Source organism: Pseudooceanicola nanhaiensis (assembly GCF_020171315.1).
GTDB classification, from domain to species: domain Bacteria; phylum Pseudomonadota; class Alphaproteobacteria; order Rhodobacterales; family Rhodobacteraceae; genus Pseudooceanicola; species Pseudooceanicola nanhaiensis_A.
In genome coordinates this window covers 39,900-52,669 of record NZ_JAIUZP010000013.1, presented here as the reverse complement: position 1 = coordinate 52,669, position 12,770 = coordinate 39,900, and the positions used below count along the sequence as shown (strand labels likewise).

At 67.1% G+C, this 12,770-nt stretch carries 15 protein-coding genes; 7 read left to right on the top strand and 8 right to left on the bottom strand.

The genetic code is table 11. The annotated features are described in order from the left end of the window. Positions 1-83 precede the first annotated feature (83 nt). From LCM32_RS19275 to LCM32_RS19265, 3 genes are read left to right on the top strand one after another with little or no spacing between them, the layout of a single operon-like run. A complete protein-coding gene (locus LCM32_RS19275) occupies positions 84-845 on the top strand; it encodes an ABC transporter permease (RefSeq protein WP_224822717.1) in 762 nt (253 codons plus the stop codon). Continuing rightward, a complete protein-coding gene (locus LCM32_RS19270) occupies positions 832-1,629 on the top strand; it encodes an ABC transporter ATP-binding protein (RefSeq protein WP_224822716.1) in 798 nt (265 codons plus the stop codon). The genes LCM32_RS19275 and LCM32_RS19270 overlap by 14 nt, the downstream gene beginning before the upstream one ends. Before the next feature lie 3 nt (positions 1,630-1,632). Beyond that, positions 1,633-2,385 carry an ABC transporter permease gene (locus tag LCM32_RS19265; RefSeq protein ID WP_224822715.1) on the top strand — a complete coding sequence of 251 codons (753 nt, stop codon included), beginning with the start codon at positions 1,633-1,635 and terminating at the stop codon, positions 2,383-2,385. A gap of 108 nt (positions 2,386-2,493) precedes the next feature. Here the strand turns inward: LCM32_RS19265 and LCM32_RS19260 are convergent, their stop codons facing one another. The 5 genes from LCM32_RS19260 to repA form a co-directional block, all read right to left on the bottom strand. After that, the gene (locus LCM32_RS19260; RefSeq protein ID WP_224822714.1) at positions 2,494-3,483 is read right to left on the bottom strand and encodes a LysR family transcriptional regulator; all 990 of its coding nucleotides are present in this window, start codon (positions 3,481-3,483) and stop codon (positions 2,494-2,496) included. A gap of 611 nt (positions 3,484-4,094) precedes the next feature. Next, entirely contained in the window at positions 4,095-4,292 is a 198-nt protein-coding gene (locus LCM32_RS19255; RefSeq protein WP_224822713.1) for a DUF1127 domain-containing protein, read from the bottom strand. Between the two features lie 253 nt (positions 4,293-4,545). Further along, the gene (gene repC, locus LCM32_RS19250) at positions 4,546-5,757 is read right to left on the bottom strand and encodes a plasmid replication protein RepC (protein WP_224822712.1); all 1,212 of its coding nucleotides are present in this window, start codon (positions 5,755-5,757) and stop codon (positions 4,546-4,548) included. A gap of 175 nt (positions 5,758-5,932) precedes the next feature. Further along, positions 5,933-6,925 carry a plasmid partitioning protein RepB gene (gene repB, locus LCM32_RS19245; RefSeq protein WP_224822711.1) on the bottom strand — a complete coding sequence of 331 codons (993 nt, stop codon included), beginning with the start codon at positions 6,923-6,925 and terminating at the stop codon, positions 5,933-5,935. Next, positions 6,922-8,109, bottom strand: coding sequence for a plasmid partitioning protein RepA (gene repA, locus LCM32_RS19240; RefSeq protein WP_224822710.1), 1,188 nt, complete (start codon positions 8,107-8,109; stop codon positions 6,922-6,924). The genes repB and repA overlap by 4 nt, the downstream gene beginning before the upstream one ends. Positions 8,110-8,125: 16 nt before the next feature. Here repA and LCM32_RS19235 point away from each other — a divergent pair, with 16 nt between their 5' ends. The 4 genes from LCM32_RS19235 (at position 8,126) to LCM32_RS19220 (ending at position 10,178) form a co-directional block, all read left to right on the top strand. Then, positions 8,126-8,305: a hypothetical protein gene (locus LCM32_RS19235; RefSeq protein WP_224822709.1), complete on the top strand. Its 180-nt coding sequence runs from the start codon at positions 8,126-8,128 to the stop codon at positions 8,303-8,305. Positions 8,306-8,325: 20 nt separating this feature from the next. Next, the gene (locus LCM32_RS19230) at positions 8,326-8,583 is read left to right on the top strand and encodes a type II toxin-antitoxin system ParD family antitoxin (protein WP_224822708.1); all 258 of its coding nucleotides are present in this window, start codon (positions 8,326-8,328) and stop codon (positions 8,581-8,583) included. Continuing rightward, positions 8,573-8,923 (top strand): type II toxin-antitoxin system RelE/ParE family toxin, encoded by a 351-nt coding sequence (locus LCM32_RS19225; protein ID WP_224822707.1) that lies wholly within the window; start codon positions 8,573-8,575, stop codon positions 8,921-8,923. The genes LCM32_RS19230 and LCM32_RS19225 overlap by 11 nt, the downstream gene beginning before the upstream one ends. A gap of 88 nt (positions 8,924-9,011) precedes the next feature. After that, a complete protein-coding gene (locus LCM32_RS19220) occupies positions 9,012-10,178 on the top strand; it encodes a helix-turn-helix domain-containing protein (protein WP_224822706.1) in 1,167 nt (388 codons plus the stop codon). A gap of 58 nt (positions 10,179-10,236) precedes the next feature. On the opposite strand, the gene pip is transcribed toward LCM32_RS19220, so the two are convergent. From pip to LCM32_RS19205, 3 genes are all read right to left on the bottom strand, one after another. Further along, entirely contained in the window at positions 10,237-11,211 is a 975-nt protein-coding gene (pip, locus tag LCM32_RS19215) for a prolyl aminopeptidase (protein WP_224822705.1), read from the bottom strand. A gap of 170 nt (positions 11,212-11,381) precedes the next feature. Continuing rightward, positions 11,382-11,894 carry an Lrp/AsnC family transcriptional regulator gene (locus tag LCM32_RS19210; RefSeq protein WP_222493935.1) on the bottom strand — a complete coding sequence of 171 codons (513 nt, stop codon included), beginning with the start codon at positions 11,892-11,894 and terminating at the stop codon, positions 11,382-11,384. Continuing rightward, complete coding sequence (locus LCM32_RS19205; protein ID WP_224822704.1) at positions 11,891-12,751, bottom strand: VOC family protein; 861 nt, start codon at positions 12,749-12,751, stop codon at positions 11,891-11,893. The genes LCM32_RS19210 and LCM32_RS19205 overlap by 4 nt, the downstream gene beginning before the upstream one ends. Positions 12,752-12,770: the final 19 nt, after the last annotated feature.

The following is a 12,770-nucleotide window of genomic DNA, read 5'->3' as shown; positions in this document are numbered from 1 at the left end:
CAGCCCCCCGCCCGTTACCCTTGGAGGCCGGATCCCACCTCCGGCCCCCGACCCCATCACTGGACAGATGAAGGGAGGGCGCGATGGTCTATCGTCCGCTGTTTCTCAAACTGCTTTCCGCCCTGATCCTCTTCGGGGCCTGGGAAATCGCCGGCAGGATCCCTGTCAGCTATGCCTTTCCCACCTTCCTCGACTCGGTGGCGGCGCTCTGGCGCATGATCATCGACGGCTCGCTCTTCGTGGCCTATGCCGAGACCCTGAAACCGCTGGTCACCGGCGTCGCCATCTCCACCGTGCTCGGCATCGCGCTTGGCATCTGGATCGGCCTCAGCCGGGTCTTCGACTGGCTCTTCTCGCCGATCTTCGTGGTCATGCAATCGGCCCCGCTTGCGGCTCTGATCCCGCTTCTCGTCATGGCCTACGGCATCGGGCTGACCTCCAAGGTCTTCGTGGTCTGCATCATGGCGATGCCCGTCATCGTGCTGAACACGGCAGGCGCCGTGCGCCACACGCCCGAGAACATCAAGGCCATGTGCCGCTCCTTCATGGGCACGCGCATCGACATGCTCTTCAAGATCATCATCCCCGCCGCCTCGCCGCTGATCTTCTCTGGCCTGCGGCTGGGGATCTCGGCCGGTTTCATCGGGGCGATCCTGTCCGAGCTCAAGATCACCCCCACCGGCGTGGGCGACATCATCACCTTCAGCCGGTCGATCGCCGACTACCCCAGCATGTACGCGGCGATCTTCTCGATCATCGTTCTGGCGGTTCTCTTCCTGAACCTGCTGGAGCGCACCGAAAAACATCTCTTCAAGGGGAATGACCGTGGCTATGTCTCAGATTGAAGCCTTCAAGCATGCGCAGCCGGTGCCGGACGATATCGCCGTCTCCACGCGCAACATCTGCAAGACCTACGGCTCCGTCGAGGCGCTGAAGGACATGACGCTGGAGTTCCCGCGCGGGCAGCTGACCTCGCTGCTCGGCCCCTCCGGCTGTGGCAAGACGACCCTGCTCAAGATCATCGCGGGCCTTTTGCCGCCCACCTCGGGTGAGGTCACGGTGAACGGCAAGCCCGTCACCGGCCCCGGGCCCGACCGCGCCTTCGTGTTCCAGGACTTCGCGCTGCTGCCCTGGGCCTCCGTGCTGCGCAACGTGGCCTTCGGGCTGGAACTGCGCGGCGTCGCACGCTCCGAGCGTGAGGATATTGCCGCGCGCTACATCCGCGAGGTCGGGCTTGGGGGCTTCGAACAGGCCTATCCGCACGAACTCTCGGGCGGGATGCGCCAGCGGGTCGGCCTTGCGCGCGCCCTCTCGGTCGATGCGCAGGTGCTCTTGATGGACGAGCCCTTCTCGGCCGTGGACGAACAGACCCGCCGCAAGTTCCAGGAAGACCTCCTGTCGCTGGTGCAGAACGAGAACAAGACCTTCATCTTCGTCACCCACTCCATCGAGGAAGCGGTCTATGTCTCGGACCAGATCGCGATCCTCCTGCCCCGCCCCTCGCGGGTGTCCGAGATCATCCGCCCCACCGGCTTCCGCCAGAAATCCGCCGACAGCATCCGCCGCGATCCCGAATATCTCGACATCGTCGATGACATCTGGGCCTCGCTGCGCAGCTACGTGGAGTGAGCCATGAAACTCTTCGGCATCAACTTGCCCGCCATGTCCTCGCTCATCCTCTGGGGCCTGCTCTGGGAGGTCGTGGGACAGGCAGAGCTCACCTTCTTCGTGCCCCCGCTGAGCGAGGTCGTCCGCACCCTCGTCACGATCATCGGCACGCCCAGCTTCCTCTCCGCCCTCGGAGAGACGGCCTATGCCTTCGGGATGGGGGTCTTCTTCTCCATCCTCATCGGCGTGCCCACGGGCATCCTCATGGGCCGCTCGCGTCTCTTGGATGAGCTGCTACTGCCCTGGGTCAACGTCTTCCTCAGCGCGCCGCTGACGGCCCTCGTGCCGGTGCTCATGGTGCTCTTCGGCTTCGGGATGAAGTCGATCATCATCACCACCGCGCTCTTCGCGATCTGGATCATCATCCTGAACGCGCGCACCGGGGTGCGCCAGATCAACCGCTCGCTGGTGGAAATGGCCCGCTCCTTCGGCGCCTCGCCGCTGGAGGCCTTCTTCAAGGTCTACCTCTGGGCCGCCCTGCCCGAGATCCTCGGCGGCATCCGCATCGGCATCATCCGCGCCGTGAAGGGCGTGATCATCGGCCAACTGCTGATTTCCATCGCCGGTTTCGGCGCGCTCTTCGAGCTCTATTCGACGAACTTCATGATGGCGCATTTCTGGGCCGTGCTGCTGGTGCTCTTCGCGCTCGCCTTCAGCATTTCGGAGTTTCTGGCCTACCTCGAACGCAAGGTCGCCTATTACGCCGCCGTGCGCTGAGAGAGGCCACCCTTTGAACGCCACCTGCCCCGCCCTCGTGCGGGGCAGTTTCGTCTCTGAGAGGCGCAACAGAGCCTGAAACGCTCTTTCGCAGCCCCTCATCCCCGGTCAGAGGCCGCCGCGCCCCGTGGCCCCCTCCCGGATCATCGCGCAGAGCGCCTGCGCGGCCTCCGACAGTGCCCCCCCCGGCCGCGTCACAAGCGCCAGCCTCCGCGCAACCACCGGCGCCTCCAGCGCCCGCCACGCCAGCCCGCTACCATCGCGCAGGGGCACGGCGGCCCGGGGCAGCAGCGCCACCCCCAGCCCCGCCCGAACCAGCTCCAGGGCGCGGGACGCGCCCGGCACCTCATGGCGCCAGAGGAGCCCCGGCACCCGCTCCGCAACCACCGCGTCGATCCCGGCCCTGTCGATGCCAGAGCTGTCGGTACCCGGCCTGTCGATGCCAGTCGAACCAGTCCCCTCGCGGCCGGTCCCGGTCCCATCGGCCCCGCCCGGCGCGGTCAGGATCAGGCGCTGCCCCTCCAGCGCCTCCCAGCTCAGGGGCCCCTCCCCCGCCATGGGATGATCCGCCAGCATCACCAGACCGATCCGGTCCTCACCCAGCGTCTCACCCGTCAGCCCCGACAGATCGGCCCCCATCCCGGTGATCCCAATCTCCGCCGTGCCTTCCCGCACCGCCTCTGCCACGGCCTCCGCGGGCAGCTCCAGCAGCCGCACCCGCGCCGCGTCCTGCGCAGCGCCGTAGAGGCCAAGCACCGGGTCCACCACGCCGGGCCCCGTTCCGGGCAGATGCGCCAAGGTCACCATCGCGCGGGCGCCCGTCCCCGGCCCCACGTCCCGGAGCGCGCGCAGCGTGCCGCGCGCCTCGTCCATCATCGCCTGCGCCCTGCCCCGCAACTGCCGCGCCGCCTGCGTCGGCCGGACAGAGCGCGTCGTCCGCTCGAAGAGCCGCGTGCCCAGTTCCTCCTCCAGCTTGCGGACCCGCCGGGTGATCGAGGATTGCGATTGTCCAAGGTGCCGCGCAGCCGCAACGAAGGACCCCGTCTCGTAGAGCACGAGAAAGGCCTCCAGATCAGCGAAGTCGAAACCAATGCGCATTGCGGCATAATCACTTTGATTAATGCCCTGATCAATCAAATTCGCCACAGCCTCTCAGCGCGTTCCAAGAGCCCCTCAGAGCCTCACGCCCCGCCCCAGAGAGCGAACCTGAGCGCCTCCCCGATCCTGTTCGAGCTGCCAGACGGAGCCCAAGGCCGCGCCTCCCCGGGGCCGGCTTCGGCCCAGCTTCGCTCCTGCCTCTCTGCTCCGACGGCCCGGTCCTCATCCCGCTGTGAGGTTTGCCAAGGTCACCACTCACGCAACACCCCACCTCACAGGCGTCTCCCCTTCAGCTGACCCGGTCGCCGCAACACCTCCCCCGGCGGGCACCATCTTGTCCGAACGGCCTCATCGTCTCGACGCGAAGAACTGTCCTCCCATCCCGATCTCACCAGCCAGCGAACAACCAAGCCGTCGGGCTTGGCGACCGTTCATCGGGATGGCGCAGCGCAACCGCGGCACGCCCGTCCCCTTGTCAGCAGACAAAGAAAAAGGCCGCGACGGTGCGCGGCCTTCTATGCCTTCACGGCAGGATCGTCAGGGGCCCGGAGGATCGGACGCGAGATCGGCCCGACGGCCAACCTCCAGCAGCCCCTCCGGGTGACGCGGTCTCAGAGCGCCCGGAAGACGTAGGCCGGGATCTCTTCGCGCTTGAGGCCCATGCCTGCCAGTTGGGCGTCGGTCAGCGAGGAGAGTTCGTGGCACAGACGGTGGGCGCGCAGGGCGCTGCCGAAGGCCTCGAAGAAGCGGGTGATCACGCCGGGGGCGCGGTCGGATTGGAAACGGGTGGTGTTGGCTGCGATGGCCATGATGAATACCTCGGGTCGGTCGATTTTCTGTTGCGGCCTACCTATGCTGCAGGTGCAGAAAAAAGGAGCCCCTCTTCGGAATGCCCGCCATGCGCGTGACGCAGCGCGGTGGAATGCGAGGCCTCGATCCGATGGGGACGTCGTTGGATCGCTTGCTTAACGAAGTCGGAGGGATTCAGATCAGCCATCGGCGAAGTTCACAGCTGTGAACCCTCCGGCGGCCGGGGCGAAAAAGTTCACAGCTGTGAAACGCTCACGCCGCCGCCGGCTTCAGGGCCAAGACCATCCGCGTGGTGGAGAACGTCCCAGCCTCGGCCTGTCGCGTCAGGTGGCGCAGATAGCCCCCGGGGTTGCGGATCGCGCCGAACCGTTCCAGCATCGCGGCAAGCGCCACGGCGGCCTGAACCGGCCCCATCACATGTTTCGCCTCGCCCCAGGCGGACTCGGAAATACCGGTCATGGGCCGTATCCGCTCAGCCGCCATGATGAGATCGGGCCAGTTCCTGATGTCGTCGGGCGTGAAATTCGCCAGCTCTGTGCAGGCGTCCAGTACCAGCCGGAGCGGTGGCACGACGGCGGGCTTCTTCTCAGCATTCGGCGCGGGCTTGGCAGGCGCAATGGGCCGGGAGTCCATCTCGACGATCTCGGCCACGGATTCAGAGTCAGAGAGATCTTTATCTGAACTCTGTTGGTGCTGCTCATTTTGGGCGGGGATGGTGCTCAGTTCGTCTGCTTGGCGGTCGAGACGGCGGACGGCTTCCTCCACGGCGAGGCGGAGTTGGTCGTGCAGAAGGGTCAGGCTGTCCTGGTCGAGCTTCCGGCGCATCTGCCGGGCGCTGAGGTGGGCGAGGTCCGAGAGAGCATCCCAGTGGCCGACGTCGGGCTGTTCGGACTGGCCAAGGGCTGCGAGGGCGGCGAGGTCGCGGCGCAGCAGGCTGACGCTCTCGCGCAGGGTGCGGAGGCGGTCCTCGGTGCGGCGGGTCTCTTCGGCGCGCTCGGCAAATTCGGCGGCGCGGAGGAGGAGGGGGCGGAGGTCGAAGCCGAAGGCGATCTTCTGACCGGCCATGCGGCGCGCGTAGCGTTTGCCGTTCGGGCTGTCGCGGCGGATCAGGAGGCCGTTGTCGATCAGCCGGGCGAGGTGCCGGCGCATCGTGGAATTCGCCATCCCATGGGCCCGTTCGCAGATCGAGTCGTTGCTGGGGTGCACGACGAGGCTGGCCGAAGGCTCCAGCTGCGTCGCGGGATGGAAGCTGATCAGCGCCTGAAGCACGGTCAGGTCCCGGTCGCTGAGACCGTAGGCCGCGCGCGCAGTGGTCAGGTCCCGGAGGATCTGCCACTTGTCGAGCGGGCAGGGGGCCTGCTTGTGAGACGGGTAAGCGGTTTCCTTGGCGGACTGCCGGGCGGAGAGAACCTCCCGGACAGACTCCACCGGCCGCCCAAAGGGCGTGACGGGGTGATAACCCATTTTTCATTCACGAAGACAAAAATTACCCGCGCCGCGAATCACTTTGGACTTGCGGTTGCTGGCTCCGACCACTACCTTGAAGGTGCTAGAAACAAGTGAGGTCTCGTGGAGCGTTGTCTTTGCGGGGCCTTTCTTTTTGTCCGGCTCGTGCCTCCTGATTTGTTTTCGTTGCTGCTCAGTCTTCCGCGCCGCGTTTCCAGCGGGCGTGAAGCTCTTCAATGACGTCCTGCGCCTGACGCTCGATCCAGTCGGCAAAGCCGGGCTCTTCGAGGTCCAGGGCGAGGCCCTTGGCGGTCCGCTTCAGCGATCCGGCCTTGCGGCCGTCCACCGTGAGGGTCCGGCGCTTGGCCGCAGGGGGTTTCGGGGTACTGACCGGCTTGGGCGCGGTGCCGAGCCGTTTCACCACCGCCTCGAAGGCGGCGACGGAGACGTCTTCGGGCACTGCCTCACCCTTCACCAGGGCCAGTTCGGCGGCGTCGTGCACCGCGTTCGCGATATGCACGAGGTCGGCGGGATCGGCGTCAAGCTCCTCGATCCGGCGAACGAGGGCCTCCCAGCGGGGACGGCCGATGCCATGGGCGGGGCCGATCGCCTCTGCCAGATCCTTGCCGATCACATCGGCGACCGAGAGCGCCATGGAGATAGAGGATTTGGTCACGGTGAGGATCTCGGCCACCTGGCTCTGGTTGCCGAAGCCCTGCGCGATGAGTTCCTTGGCGAAAAGCGCCTTCTCGATGAAGGAGAGATCCCGCCGGGCCATGTTCTCGGAGATCTGCGCCGTGACGGCGGCCCGGTCATCGAGGTTGGCCACGAGGGCGCGGACCTTCTCGACCTTGTCGGAGGTGCGCACCGCTTCGAGCCGGCGGCGGCCATAGACCAGCAGGTAACGGCCATCGAACTCAGGATGGCGCCGGACCAGAATCGGCACGGACTGACCGTTCACCTCGATCGAGGCGCGCAGGTCAGCCACATCGGCCGGGTTGAGCCGGTCACGGGTGCGGACATCGTCCACCACGTCGGGGTCGAGTTCCCAGACACGGTGACTGTCCACGGCATCGCGGGCCGAGCGCAGCGCGCGGTTGGTGGCCATCATCGGTGCACCCGACTGCGCCCCCGCCGAGGCGAGGCTGTCGAGCATCGACATGCGTTTCTTGCGGTTCTCGCTCATTTCCGCCCCCAGGTCTGCTGGATCAGTTCCGCGATCTCGTCGTTCACGGCGTTCAGGCTTTCCAGCGCGCGGTCGTAGGTGGCGCGGGTGAAGGCGCTGCGCTCGACCTCGTAGAGGGTCTGCTTGGTGAGGCCGGCATCGGAGATGGCGGTGGATTTCAGCATCGGTGCGTTGAGGACCTTGTCCCCGAACATGGTGCGCAGGAAGGCGAGGATACGGTTCTGCGGCGCATCGGTCGGCTCGTACCGGGTGAGCAGGTAGCGCATCCAGTCGTGCTTCATGTCGGCGCCCGATTCGGCGATCACGTCCATCAGGTCCGCGGTCATGCGCAGGAACTGCGACATGGACATCACGTCGAGCATTTCGGGGTGGATCGTCACCAGCACGCCGGTCGCGGCAGAGAGCGCCGACATGGTGAGGAAGCCCAGTTGCGGCGGACAGTCGATGACGACGACGTCGTAACGGTCATCCACCTGCGCGAGCGCCTCCTTCACCCGGAAGAAGAACAGCCCGGCATTGCCCTGCGCGAGGGCGCGGGGGGTCTCATGCTCGAACTCCATGAGTTCGAGGTTGCCGGGGATCAGGTCGAGACCGGGAATATAGGTGGGGCGGATCACGTCCGCGATCGGCACCGGGTCGTCATAGCGGATCGCGTCATAGAGCGTGCCGCCATCGGGCAGGTCGAATTCCGGCTGCACGCCATGCAGCGCGGTGAGCGAGGCCTGCGGGTCGAGGTCGATGGCAAGGACACGATAGCCCAGCAGGGCAAGGCGCTGCGCGAGATGCGCGGCGCTCGTCGTCTTGCCGGAGCCGCCCTTGAAGTTCATCACGCCGATGATCTGCATGTGATCGCCGTCGCGGCGCCCGGGCAGGTAGTCACCGGGTTTGCGGGCGGTCTTTTCCAGCAGGATCCGCAACTCGTGCAGATCATAGACGGAATAGAGCCGCCGGTTGCCCGGGGTCAGTTCGGGCGAGGGGCCCTTGCCGTCAAGGTGGAGCTTGCGCAAGTAGCTGTCGTCCACGCCCAGCAGGGCCGCGGCCTCGCCCGAGGTGAACTTGCGCATCTCTTTCGACGCATCGGGCGGAAAGAGGCTCTCGGCCTGCGCATGGAGCTGCGCGGTGAGCCATTCGGAATGTTGCCGAATGACGGTATTCAGGTCTTCGTGGTCGATGCTATCCTGCATGTGCCAGACGCCTCGTATGCTGCTCGGTTACCGTGTCGTGTTCACGGAATATGGCGTGTTCCGCCGCTTTTTCGTGACTATTGCCGATCGATACGTGATCTTGCAAGGTTTTTTGACTAAATCACGGGAAATGGGTGGTTTCCACGGGCGTGCCGCGCCGGTTGACCCCGCGGCCACGGGCCGCATATACTACTGAGTAGCATATCTGGAGCTGTCATGAGTGTGAAATCCTCCGTTTCCCTGACCGACGCACAGGACGCCTATGCCCGCCAACTGGTGCTGGAGGGGCGATTCCCGAGCGTGAGCGCCGTGGTCCAGCACGGGCTGGAACTGATGCGGCAGGAGAGCACCACGACCGAGGCTTTGCGCGCCCTGCTGGAGCAACGCCGGGGCGAGCCGGGCGTGAGCCTTGCGCAGGGACGGCGCGAGGCCGAGGAGATGATCGCCCGCAAGCGCGCCGCCCGTGGTCTTTGATGTCCGCCGCGCGGCGGGGGTCGCGCGGGATCTGGAGCTGATCTTCGACTTCATCGCGCAGAGCGCCGAGGCGCTCGGCGAACCGCCCGAGGAGGCCTTTACCATTGCCGCGCGGCGGATCGGGGCGATACTGGACGCGATGGAGCGGCTGGGGCAGGCGCCCTATCAGGGCACCCGGCGGCCGGACCTGGGGCCCAACATCCGCCACGTGACCAAGGACCGCGCGATCTTCTATTTCGCCCTCGACGAGGAGGCGGAACGGCTGGATGTGCTGGCGGTCTTCTTTGGCGGTCAGGACCACGACGCGCGTATCCTGCTGCGGTTGCTGGCCGGGTCCTGAGGCAGCCGCAAATACACCCGATATATTTGCGCTCAAATCTGTTAGGCTGTGGCTGTACGGATCTTTTCGGAAAGGGGCTGCGGGAGCCATGAGAGCGGGCGAAGGACGCGGGGAGGCGCTGGTTCTGCTGTTGCTGGCGCTGGAGACCCGGGCGGCCCGGCTTCAGGGCGCCTTTGCCGCCGATCCGGAGCTGGGCCATGCCTGGCGCGCGCAGACCGCCTTGGCCGAGGTCACGCGCTCGGTCACCCTGGAGGACATCCATGTCTTCGAGGGCGACGTGGTCCGCCACCATACCGAAAACCGGGCAACGACGGCGGAGGTGGCGCGGGGCACGCAGGCCGCGTCCGACCTGCTGCGGGTGGTGAGCGCACCGGGGGACCTCTACGCCGATCCGGAAGCGGTGCTGGGCCGCTGCTGGCGCGCGGCGGTGACCATCCAGCGGGAAAGCGACATCGACGACAGCCCGGACCTTGCCGGGATCGCTGCCGCGATCGGTGGGGGAGGTGCCGCGGTGACGCCGTTTCTGGGTGCATTGCGGGCGGCCTGCCTGTTCCGGCTGGGGACGATGGGGCGCGCGCCTTCGGCGGAGCGGCTGGTGTTTCTTGCGGCGGATCACGCCCTGCGCGGCGCGGGCGAGGGGCGGGCGCGCTACGATGCCGGGCTAGACGGGATGCTGCGGCGGATCGAGGCGACGTGGATCCTGACGCCCTCGCTGGCGCTGACGCAGGGACGGTTCCGGCCGTGGTCGCCGGTGAGCGCGGCGGGGATGCAGGATCTGGCCGAGGGGCTGCTGGCGGAACTGGATCGCTCGGTCGGGATGCTGCCGGTGCTGCGCCGCTGGCGGGACGGGATGCGCGCGGCGGCCGGGGCGCGGCATGGCAAGTCGCGGCTGCGCGATCTGGTGGAACTGGCGCTGTCGGAACCGATCCTGACCAGCGGCCATGTGCGCGACAGGCTTGGCGTCAGCCCCCGCGCCGCGCTTTACCTGATGCAGGAGGCGGAGGAGATCGGGCTGCTGGCGCTGATCACCCCGCGCCGGACCTACCGTGTCTGGGCGGTGCCGACGCTGGCAGAGCGGTTGCGGCAGCGGGCGGGCGGGATCGGCGCGCCCCGCACGGCCGAGGCGCCGCCGGAGGTGGGCGCCACATCGCTGGCGGATCTGGCCCCCGGTGCGCCGGTCTCCGAGGCGATGGCAGAGCTGGATGCGGCGCTTGCGCAGGCGGACCGCGTGTTGGAGCGCTACCGGCGGGAGTAGGGGCCCGGTTGCAAAGAGACGGGGACCACCCGCTTCCGGTCGCCCCCGGGTCGCCCGCCTAGCCCGCGACCGGGGCGAGCCTGTCCGCCAGCCGGTCCGTCGCGGCGCGCATGGCGTGGTCGAGATCCGGCGCAGCAGGGGAAGCGACGTGATTGGCGAGGTCCACCATGGTGAAGGTCGCCTCGGGCCAGGCCTTGGCAAGCGCCCAGGCCACCTTGGGCAGGCAGACCACGTCGTAGCGGCCCTGCACGATCTCGCAGGGCAGGTGCCGGATCTTGTCCACGTTTGCCAGCAGGTAGCCCTCGGGCCGGAAGAAACCGTTCACCCCGTAGTGGGTGAAGAGCCGCGAGACCTCCAGCGCCGCCTTGGGCTGCGTCAGCGTGGCGATATGCGCAGGGTTCGGCACCAGCGTCTGGGTCCGGGCCGAGAAGCCGCGCAGGTGATCGGCGGCGGGCAGGTGCACCGCCGGGTCCGGGTCCACGAGGCGGGTGTAATAGGCGCGCTGCAGGTCGTCACGCTCGTCCTCGGGGATGAAGCCTTCGAAGTCGTCGAAGGCCTCGGGGAAGAGATCGCCGATGCCGTGGAACCAGTGCCGGCTTTCGGCCTTCGTGCCGGTGAAGACACCCGAGAGCCGCAGGCCGAGGCAGCGGTCGGGGTGGGCGATGGCATAGGCCAGCGACAGGAAGCTGCCCCAGCTGCCGCCGGTGACCAGCCATTTGTCGATGCCGAGTGTTTCGCGGATCGTCTCGATGTCGCGGATCAGGGCATCGGTGTTGTTGTCGGTCAGATCGGCGGAGGGCGTGGACTTGCCGCAGCCCCGCTGGTCGAAGAGGACAATACGGAAGCGTTCGGGATCGAAGGCGCGGCGGGCGCCGGGCTTGGCGCTGCTGCCGGGGCCGCCGTGCAGGAAGAGCGCGGGAATGCCGTCCGGGTTGCCGCTTTCCTCGACATAGAGTTCATGGGGCGCGTCGACCGCGATCCGGTGGGTCTGGTAGGGCTCGATCTCGGGGTATTGTCCGGGCTGCGCGGTCATTGCCGTCTCCTGTCCTGCATCCGGCGCCACTGAAGGGGGGATCGCGGGCAGGGACAAGGGGGCGGGCGCAGAAAGCGTGCTGATGGCAGGCATTTCGTGCGGGCGCGCGGCGGGATCGCACAGGGAACGATCCGTGGGAACGATCCGTGGGCCTACCACTGGGGGCGGGCTCAGAGGTACTGGGTCGGCACGGCGGTGGTGAACTTCAGCTCTTCCATCGAAATCATCGAATTCACCTGACTGAAGTCCAGCCGCTCGATCATCCGCTTGTAGACGGCGTCATAGCTTTCCATGTCGGGCGCCACGACCTTGAGGATGTAGTCCACCGTCCCGGTCAGCCGGTAGGCTTCCACGATCTCGTCGATCTCGTCGATGAGTTCGCGGAAGCGGCGCAGCCAGTCGATTTCGTGCCGGGGGGTGCTGACCCCGATGAAGACGGTGAGGGGGACGTTGGCGCGGGTCTGGTCGACCAGCGCCACCCGACGCTTGATCACGCCGGCCTCCTCCATCCGCTTTATGCGCCGCCAGCAGGGATTGGCAGAGAGGCCGACGGCCTCGGAAATCGCCTGAACCGGCGTGTCGCTGTCCTGTTGCAGGATGGCGAGGATACGCTGGTCCGTTTCGTCGAAGGTGATGCTTTCGACGGGTTTGGTCCCTGTCTTGCGGCGCTTCGGTGTCGTCATGCGGGTACGAACTCCACGATCACGCCAGAGGCGTATTCCGGGGCGGCGGCGAGGCCGGCGGCGGTTTGCAGCGGGGTGATTCCGGCCTTGGAGAGGCAGAGCGCGGCCGCATCCATGTCCGAGACCTTGACCCGCAGCACGGTGAAGGCGCCCTGCGCCGTGGCGGAGAGATCGGCACCCGGATAGGCGGCGGCCATCGCCTCGGACGTGAGCAGGATCAGCGGCGCCGAGTCGGGCCCGGTGGTGACTTCACAGCCGCCCTCGATGGGCGTCACGGTCCCGGCGGCCCAGAGCTTGGCGAACTCGGCGCCGGTCTCGGGGGGCGTGTCGGAGAGGGCGAGGATCGCGCCGAGGCCGCAGGCGGTGTTGGCGTGCTCCAGCAGTTCCGGTAGCCAGACGGTTTCGCGGGTCTTGTGCTGGCACATGAAGACCACGCCGAGGGGCGTGTCGGCGGGGGTGAAGGAGACGGTGGAGAAGGCGGCGATGCCTTCGGAGCCATCGGGCAGGGGCACCGGGCGCGAGAAGCTGCCGAGGCCCATGGTGGCGAGGCCGAGAGCCTCCAGCTCCTTGGCGGCCTCTGCGGCATCGCCGATCCGGCAGGCGATGGCATGCAGGCCTTCGCCCTGTGTCTCGAGGATCTCGCGGCGCGAGGCGTTCAACTCGGTCGGCTGCAGGATGCCGAGGAGTTCGAAGTAATCCTCGGGGAACATGATGGTGTAATTCGCGGTGCCCTTGGCGGCGGAATGTTCACCGCGCGGGGAGAGCGTGAAGCCGAGGGCCTCGTATTGCTTGGCCGCCTTGTCGAGGTCGTTCACGAGGGCGAAGCAATGGTCGATGCCTTTGACGGGGTGGGTCATGCGAGGGGTCTCTTTCTGG